At 71.7% G+C, this 24,775-nt stretch carries 27 protein-coding genes; 17 read left to right on the top strand and 10 right to left on the bottom strand.

Annotated features, from left to right (window positions below; translation table 11 throughout):
- Positions 1 to 21: 21 nt before the first annotated feature.
- Genes sufD through KU893_RS06295 form a run of 6 tightly spaced genes read left to right on the top strand, consistent with a single transcriptional unit; the run spans position 22 to position 4,420 of the window.
- A complete protein-coding gene (sufD, locus tag KU893_RS06320; protein WP_218233512.1) occupies positions 22 to 1,203 on the top strand; it encodes a Fe-S cluster assembly protein SufD in 1,182 nt (393 codons plus the stop codon).
- Complete coding sequence (locus KU893_RS06315; RefSeq protein WP_218233511.1) at positions 1,200 to 1,535, top strand: bifunctional 3-phenylpropionate/cinnamic acid dioxygenase ferredoxin subunit; 336 nt, start codon at positions 1,200 to 1,202, stop codon at positions 1,533 to 1,535. The genes sufD and KU893_RS06315 overlap by 4 nt, the downstream gene beginning before the upstream one ends.
- A complete protein-coding gene (sufC, locus tag KU893_RS06310) occupies positions 1,532 to 2,299 on the top strand; it encodes a Fe-S cluster assembly ATPase SufC (RefSeq protein WP_218233510.1) in 768 nt (255 codons plus the stop codon). Before KU893_RS06315 ends, sufC begins: the two co-directional genes overlap by 4 nt.
- 2 nt (positions 2,300 to 2,301) lie before the next feature.
- Positions 2,302 to 3,579, top strand: coding sequence for a cysteine desulfurase (locus KU893_RS06305; RefSeq protein ID WP_218233509.1), 1,278 nt, complete (start codon positions 2,302 to 2,304; stop codon positions 3,577 to 3,579).
- A complete protein-coding gene (gene sufU / locus KU893_RS06300; RefSeq protein WP_218233508.1) occupies positions 3,576 to 4,040 on the top strand; it encodes a Fe-S cluster assembly sulfur transfer protein SufU in 465 nt (154 codons plus the stop codon). Before KU893_RS06305 ends, sufU begins: the two co-directional genes overlap by 4 nt.
- On the top strand, positions 4,040 to 4,420 hold the full coding sequence (locus tag KU893_RS06295) for a metal-sulfur cluster assembly factor (protein ID WP_218233507.1): 381 nt from the start codon (positions 4,040 to 4,042) through the stop codon (positions 4,418 to 4,420). The genes sufU and KU893_RS06295 overlap by 1 nt, the downstream gene beginning before the upstream one ends.
- A gap of 36 nt (positions 4,421 to 4,456) precedes the next feature.
- Here KU893_RS06295 and KU893_RS06290 read toward each other — a convergent pair whose 3' ends face one another.
- Positions 4,457 to 4,972 carry an SRPBCC family protein gene (locus KU893_RS06290; RefSeq protein ID WP_218233506.1) on the bottom strand — a complete coding sequence of 172 codons (516 nt, stop codon included), beginning with the start codon at positions 4,970 to 4,972 and terminating at the stop codon, positions 4,457 to 4,459.
- 40 nt (positions 4,973 to 5,012) lie between these two features.
- On the opposite strand from KU893_RS06290, the gene KU893_RS06285 reads away from it, so the two are divergent.
- Positions 5,013 to 5,633, top strand: coding sequence for an acVLRF1 family peptidyl-tRNA hydrolase (locus KU893_RS06285; RefSeq protein WP_218233505.1), 621 nt, complete (start codon positions 5,013 to 5,015; stop codon positions 5,631 to 5,633).
- Here the strand turns inward: KU893_RS06285 and KU893_RS06280 are convergent.
- Together KU893_RS06280 and KU893_RS06275 are read right to left on the bottom strand one after the other, a co-directional pair.
- A complete protein-coding gene (locus KU893_RS06280) occupies positions 5,617 to 6,072 on the bottom strand; it encodes a GNAT family N-acetyltransferase (RefSeq protein WP_218233504.1) in 456 nt (151 codons plus the stop codon). The two genes, KU893_RS06285 and KU893_RS06280, sit on opposite strands and share 17 nt — an antisense overlap.
- Before the next feature lie 53 nt (positions 6,073 to 6,125).
- On the bottom strand, positions 6,126 to 6,602 hold the full coding sequence (locus KU893_RS06275) for a GbsR/MarR family transcriptional regulator (RefSeq protein WP_218233503.1): 477 nt from the start codon (positions 6,600 to 6,602) through the stop codon (positions 6,126 to 6,128).
- A 54-nt stretch (positions 6,603 to 6,656) separates the two neighbouring features.
- Here KU893_RS06275 and KU893_RS06270 point away from each other — a divergent pair, with 54 nt between their 5' ends.
- From KU893_RS06270 to KU893_RS06260, 3 genes are read left to right on the top strand one after another with little or no spacing between them, the layout of a single operon-like run.
- Complete coding sequence (locus tag KU893_RS06270) at positions 6,657 to 7,562, top strand: ABC transporter ATP-binding protein (protein WP_218233502.1); 906 nt, start codon at positions 6,657 to 6,659, stop codon at positions 7,560 to 7,562.
- Positions 7,559 to 9,109 carry an ABC transporter permease gene (locus tag KU893_RS06265; protein WP_218233501.1) on the top strand — a complete coding sequence of 517 codons (1,551 nt, stop codon included), beginning with the start codon at positions 7,559 to 7,561 and terminating at the stop codon, positions 9,107 to 9,109. Before KU893_RS06270 ends, KU893_RS06265 begins: the two co-directional genes overlap by 4 nt.
- A 10-nt stretch (positions 9,110 to 9,119) precedes the next feature.
- Positions 9,120 to 10,025: a phosphotransferase gene (locus KU893_RS06260; RefSeq protein WP_218233500.1), complete on the top strand. Its 906-nt coding sequence runs from the start codon at positions 9,120 to 9,122 to the stop codon at positions 10,023 to 10,025.
- Between the two features lie 19 nt (positions 10,026 to 10,044).
- On the opposite strand, the gene ypfJ is transcribed toward KU893_RS06260, so the two are convergent.
- Positions 10,045 to 11,004 carry a KPN_02809 family neutral zinc metallopeptidase gene (gene ypfJ, locus KU893_RS06255; RefSeq protein WP_218233735.1) on the bottom strand — a complete coding sequence of 320 codons (960 nt, stop codon included), beginning with the start codon at positions 11,002 to 11,004 and terminating at the stop codon, positions 10,045 to 10,047.
- A 73-nt stretch (positions 11,005 to 11,077) separates the two neighbouring features.
- On the opposite strand from ypfJ, the gene abc-f reads away from it, so the two are divergent.
- The gene (gene abc-f, locus KU893_RS06250) at positions 11,078 to 12,676 is read left to right on the top strand and encodes a ribosomal protection-like ABC-F family protein (protein ID WP_218233499.1); all 1,599 of its coding nucleotides are present in this window, start codon (positions 11,078 to 11,080) and stop codon (positions 12,674 to 12,676) included.
- A 3-nt stretch (positions 12,677 to 12,679) separates the two neighbouring features.
- Here abc-f and KU893_RS06245 read toward each other — a convergent pair whose 3' ends face one another.
- Together KU893_RS06245 and KU893_RS06240 are read right to left on the bottom strand one after the other, a co-directional pair.
- Entirely contained in the window at positions 12,680 to 15,238 is a 2,559-nt protein-coding gene (locus KU893_RS06245; protein WP_218233498.1) for an ABC transporter permease, read from the bottom strand.
- Between the two features lies 1 nt (position 15,239).
- A complete protein-coding gene (locus KU893_RS06240) occupies positions 15,240 to 16,004 on the bottom strand; it encodes an ABC transporter ATP-binding protein (RefSeq protein WP_218233497.1) in 765 nt (254 codons plus the stop codon).
- Between the two features lie 81 nt (positions 16,005 to 16,085).
- Here KU893_RS06240 and glpK point away from each other — a divergent pair, with 81 nt between their 5' ends.
- From glpK to KU893_RS06225, 3 genes are read left to right on the top strand one after another with little or no spacing between them, the layout of a single operon-like run.
- On the top strand, positions 16,086 to 17,615 hold the full coding sequence (glpK, locus tag KU893_RS06235) for a glycerol kinase GlpK (protein WP_218233496.1): 1,530 nt from the start codon (positions 16,086 to 16,088) through the stop codon (positions 17,613 to 17,615).
- The gene (locus KU893_RS06230; protein WP_218233495.1) at positions 17,612 to 19,381 is read left to right on the top strand and encodes a glycerol-3-phosphate dehydrogenase/oxidase; all 1,770 of its coding nucleotides are present in this window, start codon (positions 17,612 to 17,614) and stop codon (positions 19,379 to 19,381) included. Before glpK ends, KU893_RS06230 begins: the two co-directional genes overlap by 4 nt.
- Positions 19,382 to 20,143, top strand: coding sequence for an SDR family oxidoreductase (locus tag KU893_RS06225; RefSeq protein ID WP_218233494.1), 762 nt, complete (start codon positions 19,382 to 19,384; stop codon positions 20,141 to 20,143).
- On the opposite strand, the gene KU893_RS06220 is transcribed toward KU893_RS06225, so the two are convergent.
- A complete protein-coding gene (locus KU893_RS06220; RefSeq protein ID WP_218233493.1) occupies positions 20,029 to 20,946 on the bottom strand; it encodes an SURF1 family cytochrome oxidase biogenesis protein in 918 nt (305 codons plus the stop codon). The genes KU893_RS06225 and KU893_RS06220 overlap by 115 nt on opposite strands.
- 77 nt (positions 20,947 to 21,023) lie before the next feature.
- On the opposite strand from KU893_RS06220, the gene moaA reads away from it, so the two are divergent.
- Positions 21,024 to 22,016, top strand: a complete 993-nt coding sequence (gene moaA / locus KU893_RS06215) for a GTP 3',8-cyclase MoaA (protein ID WP_218233492.1) — start codon at positions 21,024 to 21,026, stop codon at positions 22,014 to 22,016.
- 64 nt (positions 22,017 to 22,080) lie between these two features.
- Here the strand turns inward: moaA and KU893_RS06210 are convergent, their stop codons facing one another.
- From KU893_RS06210 to KU893_RS06200, 3 genes are all read right to left on the bottom strand, one after another.
- On the bottom strand, positions 22,081 to 23,010 hold the full coding sequence (locus tag KU893_RS06210) for a type IV toxin-antitoxin system AbiEi family antitoxin (RefSeq protein WP_218233491.1): 930 nt from the start codon (positions 23,008 to 23,010) through the stop codon (positions 22,081 to 22,083).
- Between the two features lie 185 nt (positions 23,011 to 23,195).
- A complete protein-coding gene (locus KU893_RS06205; protein WP_218233490.1) occupies positions 23,196 to 23,384 on the bottom strand; it encodes an acetone carboxylase in 189 nt (62 codons plus the stop codon).
- Positions 23,374 to 23,718 (bottom strand): DUF3099 domain-containing protein, encoded by a 345-nt coding sequence (locus KU893_RS06200; RefSeq protein WP_218233489.1) that lies wholly within the window; start codon positions 23,716 to 23,718, stop codon positions 23,374 to 23,376. Before KU893_RS06200 ends, KU893_RS06205 begins: the two co-directional genes overlap by 11 nt.
- A gap of 42 nt (positions 23,719 to 23,760) precedes the next feature.
- On the opposite strand from KU893_RS06200, the gene KU893_RS06195 reads away from it, so the two are divergent.
- Positions 23,761 to 23,976 (top strand): dodecin, encoded by a 216-nt coding sequence (locus KU893_RS06195; RefSeq protein ID WP_179726210.1) that lies wholly within the window; start codon positions 23,761 to 23,763, stop codon positions 23,974 to 23,976.
- 88 nt (positions 23,977 to 24,064) lie between these two features.
- Positions 24,065 to 24,775: a beta-ketoacyl-ACP reductase gene (locus KU893_RS06190; RefSeq protein WP_218233488.1), complete on the top strand. Its 711-nt coding sequence runs from the start codon at positions 24,065 to 24,067 to the stop codon at positions 24,773 to 24,775.

Genomic DNA, 24,775 nt, shown 5'->3' with positions numbered 1-24,775 from the left:
CCACGCATTGAAGGAAGTCCTGTGACTGTGACTGAAACGGCCGAGTCGGCCGTCAGTTCGGCTCTTGAGCAGTCCCGCGTCGAGAGCCACCTGAACCCGCCCGCGTCGTACGACCTGGCCGACCACCCGGTGCCGACCGGCCGCGAGGAGGTGTGGCGCTTCACGCCCCTCAAGCGGCTGCGCGGCATCCTCGACGGTGCGGCCTCGACGGCCGACCTGGTCCGTGAGGCCACGCTCCCCGAGGGGGTCACCCTGAGCGCGATCAGCGCCGCGGAGGCGCTGGCGCTCGGTGAGCTCGCGCCGAACGAGCGGCCCGCCGCTCTGGCCGCCGCCAACGCGGACGGTGCGCTCCTGCTCGACGTCCCGGCGGAGGCCGTGGTGACGGAGCCCGTCGTCATCCGGCTGTCGGGCAGCTCCGTCGACGACCTGGTCTGGGGCCGGCTGCTCTACCGGATCGGCGCCCACGCCGAGGTCACCATCGTGCTGGTGCACAGCGGGTCGGCGCGCTACTGCGCCATCTCGTCCTTCCTGGTCGGCGACGGCGCGAAGGTCAACGTGCTGAGCCTGCAGGACTGGGACGACGACGCGGTCCACCTGGGCCGCGACGCGATCCGCGTCGGCCGCGACGCCTCGGTCAAGCACACCTCGGTCTCCTTCGGCGGCGACCTGGTCCGGATGCACGCCAACGTCGAGTACGCCGGGCCGGGCGGTGAGGCCGAGCTGCTCGGCCTGTACTTCGCCGACGAGGGCCAGCACCTCGAGCACCGCCTCTTCGCCGACCACAATGCGCCCAAGACCAAGAGCCACGTGGTCTACAAGGGCGCGCTGCAGGGCAAGGGCGCGCACACGGTGTGGATCGGGAACGTGCTCATCCGCAAGGTCGCCGAGGGCATCGAGACCTACGAGGAGAACCGCAACCTCGTGCTCACCGACGGCTGCCAGGCCGACTCGGTCCCCAACCTGGAGATCGAGACCGGCGAGATCGAGGGAGCCGGACACGCCTCGGCCACCGCACGCTTCGACGACGAGCAGCTCTTCTACCTGCGCTCGCGCGGCGTCTCGGAGAAGGAGGCGCAGCGACTGGTCGTGCACGGCTTCTTCAACGACCTGATCCGCAAGGTCGACATCGCGTTGGTCGAGGACCAGCTCCTCGCGACCGTCGAGGCCGAGCTCGCCAAGAACGTCCTCAAGGACGACGCATGAGCTTCGAGCGGGCCTGCGCCCTGACCGAGGTGCCCGAGGACGAGGCGCTCGCCGTCACCGTCGACCGCTACGAGGTCGCCGTGGCTCGCCACGGCGACGAGGTCTTCGCCCTCCAGGACCTGTGCTCGCATGCGGCCGTAGCGCTCAGCGAGGGGGAGGTCGAGGACTGCACCGTCGAGTGCTGGCTGCACGGCTCCCGCTTCGACCTGCGCACCGGCAAGCCGACCGGCCTCCCCGCGACCGAGCCGGTCGCCACCTTCCCCGTAGAGGTCCGCGACGGCGACGTCTACATCGACATCACCACCACGCTGAACGGAGTCACCCCATCATGAGCACCCTCGAGATCAAGGACCTGCAGGTCCAGGTGCAGACCGAGGACGGCCCCAAGGAGATCCTCAAGGGCGTCACGCTGACCATCAAGGACGGCGAGACCCACGCGATCATGGGCCCCAACGGCTCGGGCAAGTCGACCACGGCGTACTCCATCGCCGGGCACCCCAAGTACACGGTCACCGGCGGCGAGGTCCTCCTCGACGGCGAGAACGTGCTCGAGATGAGCGTCGACGAGCGGGCCCGTGCCGGCCTCTTCCTCGCGATGCAGTACCCGGTCGAGGTTCCCGGGGTCTCGATGTCGAACTTCCTGCGCACCGCCAAGACCGCGCTCGACGGCGAGGCGCCCAAGCTGCGCACCTGGGTCAAGGACGTCAACGGCGCCCTGGACCGGATGAAGCTCGACACCGCGTTCTCCAGCCGCTCGGTCAACGAGGGCTTCTCGGGTGGTGAGAAGAAGCGCGCCGAGATCGCCCAGCTCGACCTGCTCGACCCGAAGTTCGCGATCCTCGACGAGATCGACTCCGGTCTCGACATCGACGCGCTCAAGGTCGTGTCCGACGGCATCAACGCCTACGCCGCGCGTGAGGGCAAGGGCCTGCTGCTGATCACGCACTACACGCGGATCCTGCGCTACGTGAAGCCCGACGTCGTCCACGTGTTCGTCGACGGCCGGATCGCCGAGTCGGGCGGCCCGGAGCTGGCCGACGAGCTGGAGGCCAACGGCTACGAGAAGTACGTCAGCACCCCGGCAGCCGGGGTCTGACCATGACCCTGGAGGGGCTCCTCCCGGAGCTGGCGGTGATCCGCAAGGACTTCCCGATCCTCGAGCGCACGCTCGCGGGCGGGGTACCGCTGATCTACCTCGACAGCGCCAACACCTCGCAGAAGCCGCAGGTGGTGATCGACACGATGGTCGACCACCTGGAACACCACAACGCCAACATCGCCCGCGCCATGCACCAGCTCGGCGCCGAGTCGACCGAGGCGTTCGAGGCCGCGCGCGACAAGGTGGCGGCGTTCATCGGCGCGCCCGAGCGCGACGAGGTGATCTTCACCAAGAACGCCTCCGAGGCGCTCAACCTGGTCGCCAACACCCTGGTGTGGCCCGGGGAGCGGCAGGTCGGTCCCGGTGATGAGATCGTCATCACCGAGATGGAGCACCACTCCAACATCGTGCCGTGGCAGCTGCTCACGCAGCGCACCGGCGCGACGCTGCGCTGGTTCGGCCTCACCGACGACGGCCGGCTGGACCTGTCGACGATCGACGAGCTGATCACCGAGCGCACCAAGGTGGTCTCGCTGACCTGGGTGTCCAACATGCTCGGCACGATCAACCCGATCGCCGAGATCACGCGCAAGGCCCACGCCGTCGGTGCGATCGTCGTGGTCGACGCGTCCCAGGCGGCGCCGCAGCTGCCGATCGACCTGTCCGCGATGCCGGTCGAGGAGCGCCCGGACCTGCTCGCCTTCACCGGCCACAAGGTCGTCGGTCCGACCGGCATCGGCGTGCTGTGGGGCTCGCGGGCCGTGCTCGACGCGCTGCCGCCGTTCCTCGGCGGCGGCGAGATGATCGAGACCGTGCGGATGGAGGGCTCGACGTACGCCGGCATCCCGCACAAGTTCGAGGCCGGCACCCCGCCGATCGTCGAGGCCATCGGCCTGGGCGCGGCGGTGGACTACCTCGCTCACATCGGCCTCGACGCGATCCACGCCCACGAGAAGGCGATCACCGGCTACGCCCTCGAGGGCCTGCGCTCGGTGAAGGGCCTGACCGTGCTCGGCCCGCTCGACGCGGCCGCCCGCGGTGGCGCGATCTCGTTCGAGCTCGACGGCGTGCACCCGCACGACATCGCGCAGGTGCTCGACAGCCGCGGCATCGCCGTGCGTGCCGGGCACCACTGCGCCAAGCCGGCCCACGCGCGGTTCGGCGTGCAGAGCTCGACGCGGATGTCGTCGTACCTCTACACCGAGCCGCGGGAGATCGACGCCCTCGTCGAGGCGCTGGAATACACCCGTTCCTACTTCAAGTTGGACCGAGCATGACGGCCCAGGATCTGGATGCGCTCTACCAGGAGATCATCCTGGACCACTACAAGAAGCCCCACGGCAAGGGGCTGCGCGAGCACGCCGGCCACACCGCCGAGGTGCACCACGTCAACCCGACCTGCGGCGACGAGGTGACCCTGCGAGTCCACGTGAGCGACGGCGTGGTCGAGGACGTGTCGTACGACGCGCTCGGCTGCTCGATCTCGCAGGCCTCGGCCTCGGTGCTCTACGACCTCGTCGTCGGCAAGAGCGTGGACGAGGCGATGGCGATCCACCAGGCGTTCCTCACCTTGATGCAGGGCAAGGGCACCGTGGAGCCCGACGAGGACGTGCTCGAGGACGGGATCGCCTTCGCCGGCGTGGCGAAGTTCCCGGCCCGCGTGAAGTGCGCCCTGCTGTCGTGGATGGCGTGGAAGGACGCGACGGCACAGGTCGTCGCAGGAGACGGAGACAACTGATGAGCGAGTCCATCGACAACAGCGACCTGCCCGAGGTCCCCGAGGCCAGCGGCTCGACCAACGCCTCGTCCAACGTGGCGCTCGCCGACATCGAGGAGGCGATGAAGGACGTCGTCGACCCCGAGCTCGGCATCAACGTGGTCGACCTCGGCCTGGTCTACGGCATGCACGTCGACGAGAGCACCAACCTCGTCCTCGACATGACGCTCACCTCCGCGGCCTGCCCGCTGACCGACGTCATCACCGACCAGACCAACTCCGCCCTCGAGGGCCTGGTCAACGACGTCGCGATCAACTGGGTCTGGATGCCGCCGTGGGGCCCCGACAAGATCACCCCCGACGGTCGCGAGCAGCTGCGCGCCCTCGGCTTCAACGTCTGAGCCCACCGCGTCGGCGCAGGGTCGATCGCGCAGAACCTACGCGACGGTGGCGAACCTCTCGTCGGTGTAGCGGCGCAGGTTCGTCAAGAACCTGCGGAACGCCAGGTTGCAGACTACCCCGCTGAGCGGCATGAAGAACGAGCCCGGTCCGGTGACGTCGAGCGCGAGGGTCCAGGTCAGTCGGCAGCCGTGCGGGGTGGGCTCGACGTCGTAGCGCTCGGCGAACGCGCGGATCGACTTCTCCGAGGCCGCGTTGAAGCGGAAGCCCATCCGGCGGCCGGGCTCCCAGAGCAGGAACTCCTCGGCGCCCTTCAGGCCGCCGAGCATCGACACGACGCGGGTGCTGCCGACGCCCGGGGGCAGCGGCGAGGTCCACTCGACGTGGCGGATCACCCTCGCCCAGCGCGGCCAGGCAGCGGCGTCGGCGAACACCTCGAACAGCTGGTCCGGGGTGACCGCGAGGTCGACGCTGTTGGCGAAGCGGTGGGGAGCGGTCTCGACGTAGTCGATCCCCACCCGGTCGCAGGGATGCATCGTGGTCGACTTCGCCATGGGGTGAAGTAGAACACGTTCTCGCCGGTAGTGTCGCGCTGTGTCCGAGGTCCTCGTCCCCCCTGCCCGCTGGTCGCGGTGGCTGGCGAACTTCGCCGCCTCGCACGGCGAGCCGGAGCTGCGCGTCGACCAGGGGGCGTTGGCCGGTACGGCGCCGGACGGGTCGTGGTTCACCGCCCGGCTGCCCTTCTCCGTCCCGTACGACGGCCCGCCGGGCGCCTTCGCCGAGCACGCCGTGCCGCCCGTCGCCTGGGGCGTGCTGCTCGTCCGCAAGGGCGGGTTCGCCCTGGCCCGGGTCCACAGCGGCACGGTCGTGGCCAGCAAGGTCGGTCAGCGCCACGTGCAGGGCCGGACCAAGGCGGGCGGCCAGTCGCAGCAGCGCTTCGCCCGGCGGCGGGCCAACCAGGCCCGGGTCGCCTACGAGGCGGCCGCGGACCACGCCGCGGCGGTGCTGGCCGGTGCCACTCTGGTCGTGACCGGCGGTGACCACGGCGCCGTGGACGAGGTGCTGGCCGACCCCCGGCTGCGGTCCCTCGCGGTGGTGGGGCCCTGGCTCGCCGTACCGGATCCGAGGCGGGCGGTGCTCGACCGGGCCGTTCTCGACGCCCAGGCGCTGGTCGTGAGCGTCGAGAACGCGGGCCCGGTCACAGGTCGAGGGTGAGGAAGACGCTGTTCGGGTCGAGGGTGTAGCCCTCGAACGGGCCGCACTCGCGGAACCCGCGGGTGCGGTAGAGGGCGCGCGCCGGCGCGAAGTAGTCCTCGGTCCCGGTCTCGAGGCTGATCCGGGTGTGCCCGCCGTCCCGGGCCTGGGTCAGCACGTGGTCGAGGAGCAGTCCGGCGACACCGCGCCGGCGGGCGGCGGTCGCGGTACGCATCGACTTGAGCTCCACGTGCTCATCGGAGAGCCGCTTGAGCGCCACGCAGCCCAGCAGCACCCCGTCCTCGCGCGCGGTCCAGAAGGTGACCGACGGCGCGGCGAGGGCGTCGGGGTCGAGGGCGTGCACGCTCTCGGCGGGCGAGGTGGCGTACATGTCGGCCAGGTGCTCCTCGAGCAGGCCCAGCACGTCGGGCCGGCGGGGGTCGTCGGTCGCGATCTGCATGCGCCGATCCTCCAGTACGACGCCCCCGGGGCCGCCGAGGGGTCGGTGAGGAATCAGTCGTCGAGGCCGAGCTCGGCTCGTCGTGCGGCCCAGCGTCGGTCGAGGTCGGACATCTCGGTGAGCACGAACGCGAGGAACTCACGGGCCAGGCGCAGCCGGTGGTGCGCCGGGTCTGCGGGCGGAAGGTCGGCCAGACCGCGGTCGAGCGCGGCGATCAGGGGTGCGTAGACCTGGTCGACCCGGGCGATCATGCCGTGCCAGGCGTCGTCCTCGACCACGAACACGTCGCGCCGCGAGCCTCGTTCCCGCTCGCGGCGGATCATCCCGATGCCGTCGAGGTAGCGCACGGCGCCGGAGACCCCGGCCGGGCTGACGCCCAGGCCGCTGGCGATCTCGGCCGCGGTCATCCGGCCGTCGTCGTCGACCAGGAGGGCGGCGAAGACGCGCGAGGGGAGCCGGGCAAGCCCGGCGCTGGTCAGCGCACCGCCCATCCGCTCCACGAAGGAGTCGCGGGTGGTCGCCGTCGCCATCCCCCGATCGTATCCAATATTCAGTAATTCCTGAAACAGGTGCATGATGGAGGCATGACGAGTCCCCTCATCGAGGCACACGGCCTCGTGAAGAGCTTCGGCACGTTCCGCGCCCTCGACGGGCTCGACCTGGTGGTCGAGGCCGGGGAGGTGCACGGGTTCCTCGGGCCCAACGGCGCCGGCAAGTCGACCACCATCCGGGTGCTCCTCGGGCTGCTGCGCAGGGACGCCGGCGACGTCCGGATCCTCGGTGGCGACCCGTGGCGCGACGCGGCGGCGCTGCACCGGCGCCTCGCCTACGTCCCCGGGGACGTCAGTCTGTGGCCCAACCTCAGCGGCGGCGAGATCGTCGACCTGCTCATCCGGATGCGGGGCGCGGACCCGGTGACCTCGCGGCGCGAGGAGCTGATCGAGCGGTTCTCGCTGGACCCGACCAAGCGCGGCCGCGCGTACTCCAAGGGCAACCGGCAGAAGGTCGCGCTCGTCGCGGCCTTCTCGACCGACCCCGACCTGCTCATCCTGGACGAGCCCACCTCCGGCCTCGACCCGCTCATGGAGCAGGTCTTCAACGAGTGCGTCGCCCAGGCCACGGCGCGCGGCGCGACCGTGCTGCTCTCCAGTCACATCCTCAGCGAGGTGGACCGCCTCGCCGACCGGGTGACCATCATCCGCGAGGGCAAGGTCGTCGAGACCGGCCGGATCAGCGACCTGCGGCATCTCAGCCGCAGCCGGATCGTGGCCACCCTCAGCGGTACGGCGCCCGACCTCGCGAGCATTCCCGGCGTGCACGACCTCGCGACCGCCGGCGGTCAGGTCAGCTGCACCGTCGACCCCGAGGTCCTGCCCGCCGTCCTCGCGGCGCTCACCACGGCCGGCGTCACCGCCCTCACCAGCACCCCGCCGAGTCTCGAGGAGCTCTTCCTCGACGCCTACCGCGACCGCGTCGGAGCCGGCCGGTGACCGGCTGGCGGCTCCTGCTGCGGCTCGGCCTGCGTCAGGACCGGGTGCTGGCGCCGGTCGCCCTCGCCGTCCTGGTGCTGATGAGCATCGCCTCGGCCGCCGCGACCCCGGGACTGTACGCCGACCAGGCGGACCGGGTCCGGGCGGCCGAGGCGATCAACGCCAGCCCCGCGATCGTCGCCCTCTACGGCCCGATCCTCGACGTCACCAGCGAGGGCGAGCTGGCGATGACGAAGATGACCGTGCTCTACGCGGTCTTCGTCGCTGTCCTGTTCATCGTGGTGGTCCGCCGGCACACCCGGGTCGAGGAGGAGACCGGCCGCACCGAGCTCGTCGGGGGCACCGCCGTCGGCCGGCACGCGCCCCTGTTCGCGACCCTGCTCGAGGCGGTCCTCCTGGCGCTGGTGCTGGGTGTGCTCACTGCCCTCGGCAACACCGTCTCCGGGCTCGACGGGGCCGGCTCGCTGGCCTTCGGCGCGCTCTGGGCCGGCACCGCGCTGGTGGCTGCGGGGATCGCCGCCGTGACGGCCCAGCTCTCGGCCAGCGCACGCACCTGTGCGGCGTACGCGGCCGGGACGGTGGGGGTTCTCTTCGTGCTGCGCGCTGCCGGCGACACGGGCCCCGCGTGGCTGAGCTGGGTCTCGCCGCTGGGGTGGAACACCCAGGTGCGGGCGTACGGCGACGTGCGCTGGTGGCTCCTGCCCTGCTACCTCCTGGTGTCCGGGGCCCTCGTGGCCCTCGCCTTCGCGCTGCGCTCCCGGCGCGACCTCGGCTCGGGCCTGGTGCCGACGCGGCCCGGCCCGCGGACCGGCTCGCCCCGGCTGGCCGACGCCTTCGCGCTGGCGATCAAGGTCCACACCGTCACGCTCCTGCTGTGGTCGGTGGCGGCCGGCGTCCTGGGCGTCGTGTTCGGCATGATCGCGCCCGGCATCGGGGACCTGCTGGACGCCGAGGTCGCCCAGTCGATCATCGACGAGCTCGGCGGCGCGCTGGTCGCGGCCATCCTCTCCGTCGTCGCGGTGGTGCTCACCTACTTCGCGGTGACCGTCGTCAACCACGCGGGGCACGACGAGGAGGACGGGCGTGCCGAGCTGGTCCTCGCCACGGCGACCAGTCGCAGCCGGTGGTTCGCGGCGTCGGCGGTCCTCGCGCTGGTCGGGACCGCGTGGCTGCTCGTCGTGACGGGAGCCGGACTGTGGATCGGGTACGTCGCCGCGGACGGTCCCGGCATCGGCAACCTGCTCCTCGCCGCGCTGGCCTGGGCTCCCGCGTCCTGGGTCGTCGGTGCGCTGGCGGTGCTGTCGCTCTCGGCCGGGCTGCGCTGGTCGCCCTTGGTGTGGGCGTGGCCGGCTGCCTTCCTGACGCTCAGCCTCCTCGGCGACCTCCTCGAGCTCCCCGGGTGGCTGACCGGGCTGTCGCCGTACTCCCACGTGCCCTCGCTGCCGGCCGACGCCTGGAGCTGGGGGAGTGCCGGCGGCTTGAGCGCCGTGGCCGCCGCGCTGCTCACCGTGGCGTGGTGGCGGTTCCGCGAGCGCGACATCGGCTAGTTTGCCCACCATGTGGCAGCCCGAGCCCGACTGGGTGGCGCTCCCCGGAGGCACGGGGACGTCCACCGTGGGCGTGTGGCGGACCGCTCTCGGCGGGCGGCCCGTGGTGGTCAAGCGGCTCGGCGCACCGGCGCCGGGCGACCCGGCCGTGCTCTCCGAGCGGACCCATGCGGGCTACTGGCGACGCGAGGCCGACGTGCTGCTGGCCGGCCTGACCAGCGAGACGCCCGGGCTGCGGGCGCCGGGTGCCTCGGTCGAGGAGGACGAGGAGGGGGTGACGATCGTGCGCGACTGGGTCGAGGACGCCGCCTCGAGCGGGCTCTTCCTCGCGCTCTCCCTCGGGCGGTTCTCCGGAGCCGAGCTCGGCCACCCGGGATTCCTCGCCACCACGCTGCTGCGCGACCGACTCGCCCGGGTCGAGCGCCGAGGCGGCTGGGCCACCCTGGCTCGCACCACGGTCGCCGACGTGGCCGAGCACCTGTGGACCCACCGCGAGCGGATGCTCAGCCTGCTCGACGGCCTGCCCCAGGTCCCGCAGCACGGCGACCCGACCGCGTCGAACCTGCCGGGACGCGACGCGGACGACGCCGTCGCCATCGACTGGGGCACGCTGGGCCACGGTCCGGTCGGGGGTGACCTCGGCTACCTCTCGCTGTCCACGCGCGAGGAGTTCGAGCCGCTCCTCGACGCCTACCTGCTCGGCCAGCCCGCCGGCATCGCCGAGCGCGACAGCGTCGTCCTGGGCGCCCGGGTGACGGCCGTCTACACCGCGCTCAACCGCGCCGAGTGGGCACTCGCCCGGGTCGCCGGTGGCGAGGGGGCCCTGGCGGGCAAGTACCGCCACCCGGCTGTCGCGCCCCACCTGCGCACGCTGCAGCGCACGTTCGGGCACATGGAGTCCCTGCTGGAGCTGTAGGCGCCACCGGGCCCGCGGGTCAGACCTTGTCGGCCGCGAAGGTGTCGCAGGCCTCGAGGGTGCCGTCCTGGTAGCCGATCATGAACCACTTCTGGCGCTGCGCGGACGAACCGTGCGTCCAGGCCTCCTGCTCGACGCGGCCGCCGGCCCGCTTCTGGATGTAGTCGTCGCCGACCGCCTTGGCCGCCTCGATGGCCTGGTTGATGTCGTCCTGGGTCAGGTCGAGGATCAGCTTCTCGCCAGACGCGTCCTCGGTGGTGGTCGCATGCTTGGCCCACATGCCCGCATAGCAGTCGGCCTGGAGCTCGAGGCGCACGCCGTCGCTCTGCGGACCGGTCTGTTGGCTGCGCACCTGTCCCATGTAGCCCAGCAGGTCGGAGATGTGGTGGCCGTACTCGTGGGCGAGGACGTAGAACTCCACGAAGCTGCCCTCGGGCCCGCCGAGCTGGGCCTCGAGGACGTCGTCGAAGAAGGTGGTGTCGAGGTAGATCGTCTCGTCGCTGGGGCAGTAGAACGGCCCGACCGCCGAGGAGGCGGCGCCGCAGCCGGTGTCCACCGAACCGGAGAAGGTGATCATGGCCTGCTCGGGCCGGAACTTGCCGCCGAGCTCGGACTCCCAGTAGTCGGTCAGCGAGTTCTCGATCGCGACCCGGGCGCAGTCCTGGCTGTTGTTGGCGTCCTCACCGGTCCGGCAGTGGGCGTACCGGTCGGTGCCCTGCTGCTGGTCGCTCAGGCGCGACGGGGAGTAGACGTTGCCGAGGCCGCCGTCGCCGCCTCCGCTGAACGGATTGCCGCCGAGCAGCAGGGTGAGGACCACGACCAGGACCACGCCGACCAGGCCACCGACGCCGCCCTTGCCGCTGGGGATCGGGATGCGCATACCGCCACCCCCGAGGCCTCCGCCCCCGCCGCCGCCCCCGCCGGAGCCGGCGTCACGGACCCGAGACTGGTCGAGGCGGGCCTTCGGATTGAATCGCACCACGTGCAGCACCCTAGGGCACGGGCCTGCCGTTTAGGGGGTGCCGAACGGGCGTGGGAGACTGGCGCACGTCATGATCACAGTGCACCAGCTCGAGGTACGCGTCGGTGCGCGGCTCCTCATGGAGAACGTCAGCTTCCGCGTCGGCCCCGGCGACAAGGTCGGCCTCGTCGGCCGCAACGGCGCCGGCAAGACCACCCTCACCAAGGTCCTCGCCGGAGACGCGCTGCCCGCCGGCGGCTCGGTGACCAACAGCGGTGAGCTCGGCTACCTGCCGCAGGACCCGCGCGTGGGTGACCCCGAGGTGATCGTCCGCGACCGGATCCTGTCGGCCCGAGGGCTCGACGACGCCGTACGACGGATGCGGGCCGCCGAGGTGGCCATGGCCTCCGACGACCCGAACGAGCGGGACAAGGCGTTCCGCAAGTTCCAGCGCGCGCAGGACGAGCTCGACGCCGGCGGCGGGTACGCCGCCGAGAGCGAGGCGCTCCAGATCGCCCAGAGCCTGGGCATCCCGGACCGGCTGATGGACCAGCCGCTCGGCACCCTCTCGGGTGGTCAGCGCCGTCGCGTCGAGCTGGCCCGGATCCTGTTCTCCAGCGCCGAGGTGCTGGTGCTCGACGAGCCGACCAACCACCTCGACGCCGACTCGATCACCTGGCTGCGGGACTGGATGAAGTCCTACAAGGGCGGCTTCATCGTGATCAGCCACGACAACGACCTGCTCGAGGAGACCGTCAACAAGGTCTTCCACCTCGACGCCAACCGATCGGTGATCGACGTCTACAACATGGGCTGGAAGAACTACCTCACCCAGCGCGAGACCGACGAGGCCCGCCGCAAGCGCGAGCTGATGAACGCCCAGAACAAGGCCAAGACGCTCACCGACCAGGCCAACAAGATGCGCGCGAAGGCCACCAAGGCGAGCGCCGCCCAACAGATGCTCAAGCGGGCCGAGAAGCTGCTCGACGGTGTCGAGGGCGAGCGGCAGTCCGACAAGGTCGCAGCGATCAAGTTCCCGACCCCGGCCGCCTGCGGCCGCACCCCGCTGTCCGCCCACGACCTGTCCAAGTCGTACGGCGCCCTCGAGATCTTCACCGCCGTGGACCTCGCCATCGACAAGGGCTCCCGCGTGGTGATCCTCGGCCTCAACGGCGCCGGCAAGACGACGATGCTGCGCATCCTCGCGGGCGTCGACAAGCCCGACACCGGCGAGGTCGTCGCGGGCCACGGGCTCAAGGTCGGCTACTACGCCCAGGAGCACGAGACGCTCGACGTGCAGCGGACGGTGCTGGAGAACATGCAGTCCTCGGCGCCGCAGCTCACCGACACCGAGGCCCGCTCGGTCCTCGGCTCGTTCCTGTTCTCCGGCGACGACGTCCACAAGCCGGCCGGGGTCCTGTCCGGCGGCGAGAAGACCCGGCTGGCGCTGGCCTCGCTCGTCGTCTCGGCCGCCAACGTGCTGCTCCTCGACGAGCCGACCAACAACCTCGACCCGGCCTCGCGCGAGGAGGTGCTCAACGCGATCCGCCGCTACGAGGGCGCGATCGTGCTGGTGACCCACGACGAGGGCGCCGTCCACGCCCTCGAGCCGGACCGGGTGCTGATCCTGCCCGACGGCGTCGAGGACCTGTGGAGCCCGGACTACGCCGACCTCGTCGCGCTCGCCTGAGCGCTACTCGCTGGCGATCGCCTCGAGCACGTCCAGCCGGCTCGCCCGGATCGCCGGCAGCACCGCGGCGAGGACGCCGACCACGATCGCCACGACCAGGAACGCGCCCAGCTGTCCCAGCGGCAGGCCGAGGCTGGTCAGGTTGTCGGAGAGCGAACGCTGGAGCAGCACCCCGATGAGCAGGCCCAGCGCCATGCCGAGCACCGCGCCGAGGACCGCGATCGCAACCGACTCCAAGGTCACCATGCGGCGCAGCTTGGCGCGGCTCATGCCGAGGGCCCGGAGCAGGCCGATCTCCCGGGTCCGCTCGATCACGCTGAGCCCGAGCGTGTTGACGATGCCGATGACCGCGATCACGATGGCCAGCGCCAGCAGGCCGTAGATCAGGTAGAGCAGCTGGTTGACCTGGCCGCGGATCTGGTCGGCGAAGCCCTCCTTGTCGTAGACGCCCACGATGGGCGCCGACGCGGCGGTGGCGTCGACGGCGTCGCGCACCTTCTCGGGGTCGGCCGCGGGGTCGATGAGGATGCTCAGCGTCGAGTCCTGGCGCAACACCCCGGCCGCGGCGAGCTGGTCCAGCGGGACGGTGACCTCGGAGGTCGTCTCGGAGGACTCGACGATGCCGGCGACCTCGAGGTCGAGCGTCGTGCCGCCCTGGAAGCTCAGGTCCAGCCGGTCACCGACCTCGAGGTCGAGGTCACGGGCCAGCGAGCGGAACAGGACGGCCTGGGCGCCGGCCGGCGTGGCCCGGCCCGACACCACGTCGGGGTGGTAGATCCGGGCGTACTCGGCGTCGCTGCCGGCGACGGTCACGGTCTTGTCCGGGTGCGGGCCGGAGGCGACCCGCGCGGCGGTCCACTGCTGTCGGCTGACGACGTCGACCCCCGGCACCTCGGCCACCCGGTCGCCGATCTCGGTCGAGAACGGCAGGAAGTTCGAGTTCTGCACCAGCAGGTCCGCCGTGAACTGTTCGTCCACGACGTCGTCGACCGACGCGTTGAGCGAGGCGGCCAGGACGCCGATGGTCGAGACGAGGGCCAGGCCGATCATCAGGGCCGAGGCCGTGGCGCCGGTGCGGCGCGGGTCGCGCAGGGCGTTCTCGCCCGCCAGGCGTCCGGTCGTCCCGAACAGCGCACCGAACACCGAGCGGCACAGCGCGAGGACCGGTTTGCCGATGACCGGGCTGATCGCGGCGACGGTCAGGATCCAGATCACCGCGCCGACGCCGATCCAGGCGGCGTCGGATCCGGGCGCCCCGAGGAGGCCGGCGGCCGCGAAGGCGGCGCCGACGGTCAGGAGCACCGCGCCGACGAGGCTACGACGGCGCAGCGACCCCCGCTCGGGCACGGCGTCCGCGCGCATCGCCGCCACGGGCGCCACCCGGGCGCCGCGGCGGGCGGGCAGGTAGGCCGCAGCCAGCGTGACTCCGATCCCCACGACGTAGCTGACCACGATCGCGCGGGTGGTCAGGTCGAGCGCGGCGCTCGCGATGTCGAGACCGATCGAGCGCAGCATGGCGGCCAGGCCGCGGGCCAGCAGCAGCCCGAGGCCGATCCCGACGGTCGTCGCGACCAGGGCCAGCGCGAGGGCCTCCACGAGGACCGACCGGGTGACCTGACCGCGCCCGGCGCCGAGGGCACGCAGCAGGGCGAGCTCACGGGTGCGCTGGGCCACCAGGATCGTGAAGGTGTTGACGATGATGAAGCCGCCGACGATGACCGCGATGATCGCGAACACGAGCAGGAAGGTGTTGATGATGCCGAGGAAGGCGCCGACGGCGTCCTGTGACTCCGCGGCCACCTCGTCACCGGTGACGGCCTCGAACCCGTCGGGGAGCACGGCTGCGGCCGCGTCGGCCAGCTGCCGCTGGGTCACCCCGTCGGCTGCGGTCAGGCTGATCTGGTTGTAGGCGTCCTTGCCGCCCAGGAAGAGCTGCTGCGCCTCCTGGGTGGTGAAGATCAGCAGCGTCGCGCCCGCCGTACCGCCCCCGTTGAACTCGGCGGTGCCGACCAGCTTCGCCGTGCGCTCGACCGTGCCGAACGGCGCGAGCAGCTTGACGTCGTCGCCGAGGCCGTAGTCGCCGGCCTCGGCCGCGGCCTCGTCGAGCACGACCTCGCCGGGGCGCTCGGGCCAGGCGCCGGACTTCAGCACCAGTGTCCGCTCGCCGTCCATGTTCGGGCTGTCGGTGTGGTTGAACGCCAGGGTGGGCGCGCCCGTGCCGCCGATCAGGGTCCCGTCGCTGGCGAGCAGGCTCATCCCGATCCCGGCCACGTCGCCGTCGGCGCGGGCCACCTCGGGGAGCTGGCGGAGGCGGTCGAGGTCGGCCGGGCTCAGGGCGCGGTCGGACTGCCCCGAGTAGCCCGCGTCGAACGAGTCGGAGTTGACCGTGCGCACGACGCCGTCGGGCGTCGAGCCGTGGATGATCCCGTCGAACGTGGTCGACAGGCCGTTGCTGAAGACCAGCACCCCCGAGAGGAAGGCCACGCCGAGGATCACCGACAGCCCGCTCATGACGAGCCGTACCTTGCGGGCCAGTAGGTTGCGCAGGACCAGGCGCAGCACGTCAGGCCGTCCTCTCCTCGCGCGGGGCCGCGGCCGCCGTCTGCAGGGCCGTCATGTGCGCCAGGATCTGGTCGCGGTCGGGGTCGCGGATCTCGTCGACGACCCGGCCGTCGGCCAGGAACACCACCCGGTCGCAGTACGACGCGGCGACGGCGTCGTGGGTGACCATGACGATCGTCTGGCCGAACTCGTCGACGCTGCGGCGCAGGAAGGCCAGCACCTCCGCGCTCGAGGTGCTGTCGAGGTTGCCCGTCGGCTCGTCGGCGAACACGATCGAGGGCTTGCTGACCAGCGCCCGCGCACACGCGACGCGCTGCTGTTGCCCACCGGACATCTGGGAGGGACGGTGGCCGAGGCGGTCGCGCAGGCCGACGCTGTCGACCACCGTGTCGAACCATGCCTGGTCCGGCTTGCTGCCGGCGAGGCTGAGCGGCAGCAGGATGTTCTCGCGCGCGCTGAGCGTCGGCACCAGGTTGAAGGCCTGGAAGACGAACCCGACCTGCTCGCGGCGCAGCGTCGTGAGCGCCTTGTCGCGCAGTCGCGAGAGCCGGGTCTCGCCGATCTGCACGTCCCCGGAGGTCGGGGTGTCGAGGGCGGCGAGGCAGTGCATGAGCGTCGACTTGCCCGAGCCCGAGGGCCCCATGATGGCGGTGAACTCGCCGGCGCCGATGTCGAGGGTCACCCCGTCCAGGGCGCGGACCTCCGAGTCGCCGGATCCGTAGATCTTGTAGAGGTCGATGGCCCTGGCTGCCACGGCGGTCGTCATGTCCCCACCCTGACAGAGCATCACCCCGTCCCGCATCCGGTATGTCCCTGAGCCTGCCCGCCGGTTCCGTAGGCTTCGGCCATGGCGCAGGCACGGTTCGTGGGGGCGATCGACCAGGGTACGACGAGCACGCGGTTCATGGTGTTCGACCACAGCGGCTCGGAGGTGGTGCGGCACCAGCTCGAGCACACCCAGATCCTGCCGCGGGCCGGCTGGGTCGAGCACAACCCGATCGAGATCTGGGAGCGGACCTCCGCGGTCGTGCAGACCGCGCTGGCCAAGGCGCGGCTGGGGGCACATGACCTCGCCGCCGTCGGCATCACCAACCAGCGGGAGACCACGATCGTGTGGGACCGGCGCACCGGCCGGCCGCTGTCCAGCGCGATCGTCTGGCAGGACACCCGCACCGACGCGATCGCCGCCGCTCTCGAGCGGGACGGGCGCGGCGACGTGATCCGGCACCGCGCCGGGTTGCCGCCGGCGACGTACTTCTCCGGCGGGAAGCTGCAGTGGATCCTGGAGAACGTGCCCGGTGCGCGCGAGGCCGCCGAACGAGGCGACGCCCTGTTCGGCACGCCGGACACCTGGGTGCTGTGGAACCTCACCGGCGGCCCGGACGGCGGCGTACACGTCACCGACGTGACCAACGCCAGTCGCACCATGCTGATGGACCTCGAGACCCTCGACTGGGACGACGAGCTGCTCGGCTTCTTCGGCGTCCCGCGCGCGATGCTGCCGCAGATCCGCGAGTCGTCGGCCACCACGCCGTACGGCCTCACCCGAGCCAACGGCCCGTTCGGCGGCGAGGTCCCGATCACCGGCATCCTCGGCGACCAGCAGGCCGCAACCGTCGGGCAGGTCTGCTTCGCGCCCGGCGAGGCCAAGAACACCTACGGCACCGGCAACTTCATGCTGCTCAACACCGGAACCGAGATCGTCCGCTCGACGTCCGGTCTGCTGACCACGCCCGCCTACCAGCTTGGCGACCAGCCGTGCGTCTACGCGCTCGAAGGCTCCATCGCGGTCACCGGGTCGGCCGTGCAGTGGCTGCGCGACCAGCTCGGGATCATCAGCGGGGCCGCGGAGTCGGAGGCCCTGGCCCGCCAGGTCGACGACAACGGCGGCGTGTACTTCGTGCCCGCGTTCTCCGGCCTGTTCGCTCCGCACTGGCGCTCGGACGCGCGGGGCGCGATCGTGGGCCTGTCGCGCTACAACACCAACGCCCACGTCGCGCGGGCGACGCTGGAGGCGATCTGCTACCAGTCGCGTGACGTGATCGAGGCGATGGCAGCCGACTCCGGAGTCGCGCTCGAGGTGCTCAAGGTCGACGGCGGAGTCACCCTCAACGGCCTCTGCATGCAGATCCAGGCCGACGTGCTCGGCGTACCGGTGTCCCGGCCGGTGGTCCCCGAGACGACGGCCCTCGGCGCTGCATACGCCGCCGGCCTGTCCGTCGGCTACTGGCACGACACCGACGAGCTGCGGCAGAACTGGCGCGAGGACACCCGCTGGGAACCGCAGTGGGACGAGGAGCGCCGGGCGGCGGGCTACGCCCAGTGGCACAAGGCCGTACAGCGCACCCTCGGCTGGGTGGAGGTGGCGGAGCGGTGAGTCCCGCGGCCCTCTCGCCCCGCGCCCGCAGCGCTGCCCTCAAGCGGCTCGCGACCCAGCAGCTCGACGTGCTCGTCATCGGTGGCGGCGTCGTCGGCTCCGGGGCCGCCCTCGACGCCGCGACCCGTGGCCTGTCCGTCGGCCTCGTCGAGGCCCGCGACTTCGCCTCCGGTACGTCGAGCCGCAGCTCCAAGCTGGTCCACGGGGGCCTGCGGTACCTGGAGATGCTCGACTTCCGCCTCGTCGCCGAGGCGCTCAAGGAGCGCGGTCTGCTCATGCAGCGCCTGGCTCCGCACCTCGTGCGCCCCGTGCCGTTCCTCTACCCGCTGACCGGCCTCGGCTGGGAGCGCTGGTACGCCGGGGCCGGTGTCGCGCTGTACGACGCCATGTCCAAGGCCAGTGGCTACGGCGAGGGGATGCCGGTCCACCAGCACCTGACCCGCCGCGGCGCCCGCAAGGCGTTCCCGTCGCTGCGCAAGGACGCCCTGGTCGGCGCCATCCGCTACTACGACGCGCAGGTCGACGACGCCCGGCACACCATGTTCCTGGCCCGCACCGCCGCCACCTACGGCGCCGCGGTCGCCTCCCGCACCCGCGTGATCGGCCTGGTCAAGGAGAGCGAGCGGGTCGTCGGGGCCGAGGTGATCGACCTCGAGACCGGTCACCGGTTCGAGATCCGGGCCTCCCAGGTCATCAACGCGACCGGGGTGTGGACCGACGAGACCCAGGCGATGGCACGCGAGCGGGGGCAGTTCAAGGTCCGCGCGAGCAAGGGCATCCACCTCGTCGTACCCCGGGACCGGATCCGCGGCGAGACCGGCCTGATCCTGCGCACCGAGAATTCGGTGCTCTTCGTGATCCCGTGGAAGCGGCACTGGATCATCGGCACCACCGACACCGACTGGGAGCTGTCCAAGGACCACCCGGCGGCCAGCAGCAGCGACATCGACTACCTGCTCGAGCACGTCAACCGGGTGCTCGAGGTGCCGCTCACCCGCGACGACGTCGAAGGGGTGTACGCCGGCCTCCGCCCGCTGCTGGCCGGGGAGTCCGAGGCGACGTCCAAGCTGTCCCGCGAGCACGCGGTCGCGCACAGCGTGCCGGGGCTCGTGGTCGTGGCGGGCGGCAAGTACACCACCTACCGGGTGATGGCCGCCGACGCCGTCGACGAGGCCGTGCACGGCCTGGAGACCGTGCTGGGCCGAAAGGTGGGGGAGTGCGTCACCGAGACGGTCCCGCTCGTCGGCGCCGACGGCTACCAGGCACTGTGGAACCAGCGCCGGGCGCTCGCCACCCAGTCGGGGCTGGCCATCAACCGGGTCGAGCACCTGCTGGAGCGCTACGGCTCCCTTGTGCTGGAGGTCCTGGACCTGATCGCCGCCGAGCCCGATCTGCGCGAGCCACTCCCAGGCGCCGAGGACTACCTGATGGCCGAGGCGGTCTACGCCGTCACCCACGAGGGCGCCCGGCACCTCGACGACATCCTGACCCGCCGGCTGCGGGTGTCCGTGGAGACCTTCGACCGGGGCGCCGCGGCCGCGCCGTACGTCGCCGACCTGGTCCGCGGCCACCTGCGCTGGGACTCCGACCAGCACACCCGCGAGCTCCAGCACTACCTCAAGCGGATCGAGGCCGAGCGCGAGAGCCAACGGCAGCCCGACGACCACACGGCCGACGCCGCGCGCAAGGGAGCGGCGGACGTCGTACCGGTGACCCGGGTCGGCGAGGAGCCGGCCGAGCAGACCGAGACGATGGAGAACTCCTGAATGGACCTGCAGCTCACCGACCGCGTCTACCTGCTCAGCGGCGCCACCCGCGGCCTGGGCCGGGCAACCGCCGAGGCGCTGGTCGCCGACGGCGCCCGGGTGGTCGTCTCCGGCCGCCACGCGAAGTCGGTCGAGGAGACCGCCGCCGCTCTCGGGGGCCCGGAGCACGCCCGTGGCGTGGTGGCCGACCTCGCCGACCCCGGTACGCCGGCCGCGCTCCTCGCCGCCGCCCACGACGCCTGGGGCCGGGTCGACGGCGTGCTCATCAGTGTCGGCGGACCCCCGGCCGGCCTGGTCACCGAGATGACCGACGAGCAGTGGACCACCGCGTTCGGCTCGGTGTTCCTCGGCGCGCTCCGGCTGGCCCGGGAGGTCGGCGCCGCGCTCGGCGAGGGCGGCTCGATCGCGTTCGTGCTCTCCAGCACCGTGCGCCAGCCGATCCTCGACCTCGCGATCTCCAACGGGCTGCGCCCCGGCCTCGCCATGGCCGCCAAGACCCTCGCCGACGAGCTGGGGCCGCGCGGGATCCGGGTCAACGGCCTGCTGCCGGGGCGACTGGCCACCGAGCGGGTGGCCGCGCTGGACGCGGCCCACGGGGACGCCGCTGCGGCGCGGGCGGCCGCGTCGCAGCACATCCCGCTGCGGCGCTACGGCTTGCCGGAGGAGTTCGGCCGGGTCGCCGCGTTCGTGCTGTCGCCGGCGGCGTCGTACGTGTCCGGGGTGATGCTCCCCGTCGACGGCGGAGCGCTGCGCACGCTCTGAGTGCCGCTCGGGCGGCGGGAGAACGGGCCCCCGGAGCGGCGCTTCGTGCCGACCCGCTGGCCGCGCGGGCCGAGCCTGCGCTCGTCCCAGGCCAGGTAGCCGAAGCCGCCGATCGCGAGCACGCCGAAGAACCACCACTGCAGACCGTAGAAGAAGTGCGGCCCCTCGCCGAGCTCGGGCAGCTCGACGGCGGCGAGCTCCTTGTTCGGCTTCGGGTCCTCGGCCTTGAGCGCGACGAATCCCGTATAGACCTCGCGGCCGATGGCCCGCCCGATCGGGCCGCTGGCGATCGACCGGGTCGAGTGGTCGTCGACCTCCGTGCTCCGTCCGGTGCCGTCGGCGCGGACCCAGCCGGTGACCCGCACCTGCCCCGGCGGGGGTGCCGGAAGGTCGGTGCCCTTGATCAGGGGGTCGTCGGTGCCGAACCAGCCGCGGTCGACCAGGAGCGTCGTACCTTCCGCCGTGACCAGCGGGACGACGACCTCGACGCCCGGGTAGCCGTTGCGGGTGCGGTAGCGGACCACGACCGTGTCGTCGCGGTCGTACTCACCGGTCGCGGTGACCAGGCGCCACTCGTCGGCCTCGGCGACGTCGCGACCCGGCGCGAGGACCTCCGCGACGTCGGTGGGCGAGCGGTCCTCGTTGGCCCGGACGATGGCATTGCGCTCCTTGCGGTCGTCGAGGCGACCGAACTGCCACTCGCCGAGCCACCAGGTGGCCCAGCCGACGAGAATGATGGCCAGGAAGAACAGCACCCAGCGGCGACTGAGCAGGAATCGCCACGAGGACAGCCAGGAACGCACGGGACAACGGTAGCCACGGCCCGTTCGCCACCGAGCACCAGCCGGCAGCCAACCGGGTCACCACCTAGACTCGGTGTGTGCAGCCTCTCATCGACCAGCACGGACGGACCGCGACGGACCTGCGGGTGTCGCTGACCGACCGCTGCAACCTGCGCTGCACCTACTGCATGCCGCCCGAGGGCCTCGACTGGATGCCGGGCGAGGAGCAGCTCACCGACGACGAGGTCGTCCGGCTGATCGGGATCGCGGTCCAGCAGCTCGGCGTCACGGAGGTGCGGTTCACCGGCGGCGAGCCGCTCGTGCGCCGCGGCCTGGTCGACATCGTGCGCCGGGTGCGTGCCCTCGACGCCGACGTGGAGATGTCGATCACGACCAACGCCCTCGGCCTCGCGAAGACCGCCCCCGCGCTGGCCGAGGCCGGTCTCGACCGGGCCAACGTCAGCCTCGACACGATCCGCAGCGACGTCTTCCACCAGATCACCCGGCGCGACCGGTTCACCGACGTCGTCGAGGGTCTGGCCGCCGCCGAGGCCGCCGGCCTCGGCCCGGTGAAGGTCAACGCCGTGCTGCTGCGTGGTGTCAACGACGACGAGGCGCCCGAGCTCCTCGCCTGGTGCCTCGAGCGCGGCTACCAGCTGCGCTTCATCGAGCAGATGCCGCTCGACGCCCAGCACGGCTGGGACCGCTCGTCGATGGTCACCGCCGACGAGATCCTCGCCTCGCTGTCCGCCGCGTTCCAGCTCGAGCCGGCCTCCGAGCCGCGGGGGAGCGCCCCGGCCGAGCTCTTCCGGGTCGGCGGCGGACCCGCCACGGTCGGCGTCATCGCCTCGGTCACCCGCCCGTTCTGCGGCGACTGCGACCGGGTCCGGCTCACCGCCGACGGCCAGGTCCGCAACTGCCTGTTCGCCCGCTCCGAGTCCGACCTGCGCACCGCGATGCGCGCCGGCGCGAGCGACGAGGAGCTCGCCGAGCGCTGGCGGATCGCCATGTGGGGCAAGCTCCCCGGCCACGGCATCGACGACCCCACCTTCCTCCAGCCCGACCGCCCCATGTCGGCCATCGGTGGTTGAGTCGTCACCTTCTTCGGTTGAGTCGTCACTTTCTTCGGTTGAGTGGTCATCTTCTTCCGTCGAGTCACCACTTCGTCCACCGCCGGTTGGAGTATGTCGGCGCGAGGGCGGCCTGCAGCGCACGGAGCCACCGGTTCCGAGCCCCGCCGGTGAAGTCCCCGCGCTTGACGACGATGACCGTCCAGCCGTTGTCGCGTAGCCACTGGCGACGCTCCTCATCGAGCTCCCGCTGCTCGTCGATCAGGTCGTGGAACTCCTCGCCGTCGTACTCCACGCAGACCCGCGCCGACGGGTAGGCGAGGTCGAGGCGGTACGTCGGCACTCCATTGATCTCGATCCACCACTGTGGCTCGGGCGCAGGGAGGCCCTCGTCCAGGATCTCCAGCAGTACCCAAGCCTCGCGGTGCGACTCCACCCGGGGTTCGAGGAGTGGCGCCAGTTGCCGGCACTGGACGACCCCACGCCGGCGGCGGAAGTGCGGCAGTTCACGGACCAAGTCTGCACCGCTGAGTCCGTGGAGCCGAGCGAGCATGCACATGGCCGCGAACGCTTCGCGTCGGCGCAGGTGGCAGCCGAGGTCCAGGGCTGTTCGCAGCGGTGACGTCACCCGGATGCCCTCGATCTCGACGATGTCGCTCGCCTTCAGGTCGCGCTCTCGGCTGGCGAGCTCCGGCCGCCGGGTCGCTCGGTGACCACGCAGCGAGCAGGTCTCGATGTCGGGGAGCACGTCTCGCTCGCCGAACGTGTGGACGTCGACCCCGTGCACCCAGGCCGCGGTTCGATCGACCAGGATCTGGTTCGCCGCGACCGAGCAGCGGATGGCCAGGATGCGGAGTGCGACGGAGTCGGGCGTGTCGAAGCGCCGGTAGGTGCCGCTCCCGACCCGGATCAGCAGGCCCGCCGCGGCAGCTCTCCAGATCTGGGTTCCGGTGAGGCCGTGCTCTGCCGCGTCCCGCACGTGGAACGCGGCCCTCGGGAAGTCGTCGATGTCCATGGCCGACGAGGATCGCCGCTGTTGCCGACGGATGGTGGGGCGGTCGCCGACCCTGTGGAGGGGCTCGGTTGACGTCGTACCTGTGGACGACGACGGGCACCGGCGGAAACCAAAGTGACGACTCGACGGCAGTTAGTGACGACTCAACGAGAGAAGGTGACGACTCGACCGAAGTCCGTGACGATTCAACGGTGGGGGACGGTGTCCTTCAAGAACCCGCGGGCGCCGAGGAAGGCCTCGAGCGACTCCCGGTGGTCGGCGCAGGCCAGCCAGGTCTTGCGGCGGTCGGGGGTGTGCAGCTTGGGGTTGTTCCAGAGCAGCTGCCAGCGGGCCGGCTCGCGACAGCCCTTGGCCGAGCAGACGTCAGGCTCCATGCCCGGCCTGCTCGGAGGGGGACGACGGGTCGGCCGGACCGAACTGCTCGGGCCGGGCGGCGCCGAGCTGGCGCTGTGCGTCGCCACCGCCGGTGAGGGGCAGCGCGGTGCTGCGGCTGTCCTCGGCGTTCGCCATCACGACCGCGACGTACGGCAGGACGATGGCCCCCACGATCAGGAACGGCCACAGCCAGTGGAGCCCCGCCGCGCCGCTGATCGCCGCGCCGACGAAGCACAGGGTGCGGATCGTCATCGCCACGACGTACTTCCGCTGTCGACGGGCGAGGTCGTCGCTGGGGCTGGAGCCGGCCGTGGTGATGCGGATGGCGTCCATGCCCTCAGCCTACGCCGGTCCGCGCGTGGGTACGCTGCTGGCATGTCGAACCGCACCTACCGCGTCAGCGAGATCGTCGGCACGTCGCCCGACGGCATCGACCAGGCCGTCCGCAACGGCGTCGAGCGCGCCAGCCAGACCCTGCGCCACCTCGACTGGTTCGAGGTCACCCAGGTGCGCGGCCAGATCAAGGACGGCGCCGTCGAGCACTTCCAGGTCACGATGAAGATCGGCTTCCGCCTGGAGGACGACGAGTGACCTTGTAGGACCCCTACAAGGGACCGCTCGGAACTTGGTGCCCGCCGCCCGTGAGGGCGGCGGGCCCGCACCACTAGCGTCACAGAGCGTGAGCCAACCACGTTCCGTCCTCGTCACCGGAGGCAACCGCGGCATCGGCCGCGCGATCGCCGAGGCCTTCATCGCCGCGGGCGACAAGGTCGCCGTCACCACCCGGAGCGGAGGCGCTCCCGAGGGCGCGCTCGAGCTCAAGGCCGACATCACCGACCCGGCTGCCGTCGAGGCCGCGTTCGCCGCCGCCGAGGAGGCGCACGGCCCGGTCGAGGTGCTCGTCGCCAACGCCGGCATCACCAAGGACACCCTGGTGCTGCGCATGTCCGAGGAGGACTGGTCCTCGGTCATCGACACCAACCTGACGGCGTCCTTCCGCCTGGCCAAGCGCGCCGCCAAGGGCATGCTGCGTCAGAAGAAGGGCCGCATCATCTTCATCTCCAGCGTGGTGGGCCTGCTCGGCTCGCCGGGCCAGGTCAACTACGCCGCCTCCAAGGCCGGCCTGGTCGGCATGGCGCGCTCGCTGGCACGCGAGCTCGGGCCCCGCTCGATCACGGCGAACGTCGTGGCGCCCGGGTACGTCGACACCGACATGACCGCGGTGCTGAGCGACGAGCAGAAGGAAGGGATCCGCAGCCAGGTCCCGCTGGGCCGGTACGCCGACCCGACCGAGGTCGCCGGGGCGGTGCTGTTCCTCGCCAGCCCCGAGGCGGCATACGTGACCGGCGCGGTGATCCCCGTGGACGGCGGACTGGGAATGGGGCACTGA

Origin of the sequence: Nocardioides daeguensis, assembly GCF_019192965.1 — a bacterium.
Taxonomy (GTDB): Bacteria; Actinomycetota; Actinomycetes; order Propionibacteriales; family Nocardioidaceae; genus Nocardioides; species Nocardioides daeguensis.
This window is presented reverse-complemented; position numbering and strand designations above follow the sequence as displayed.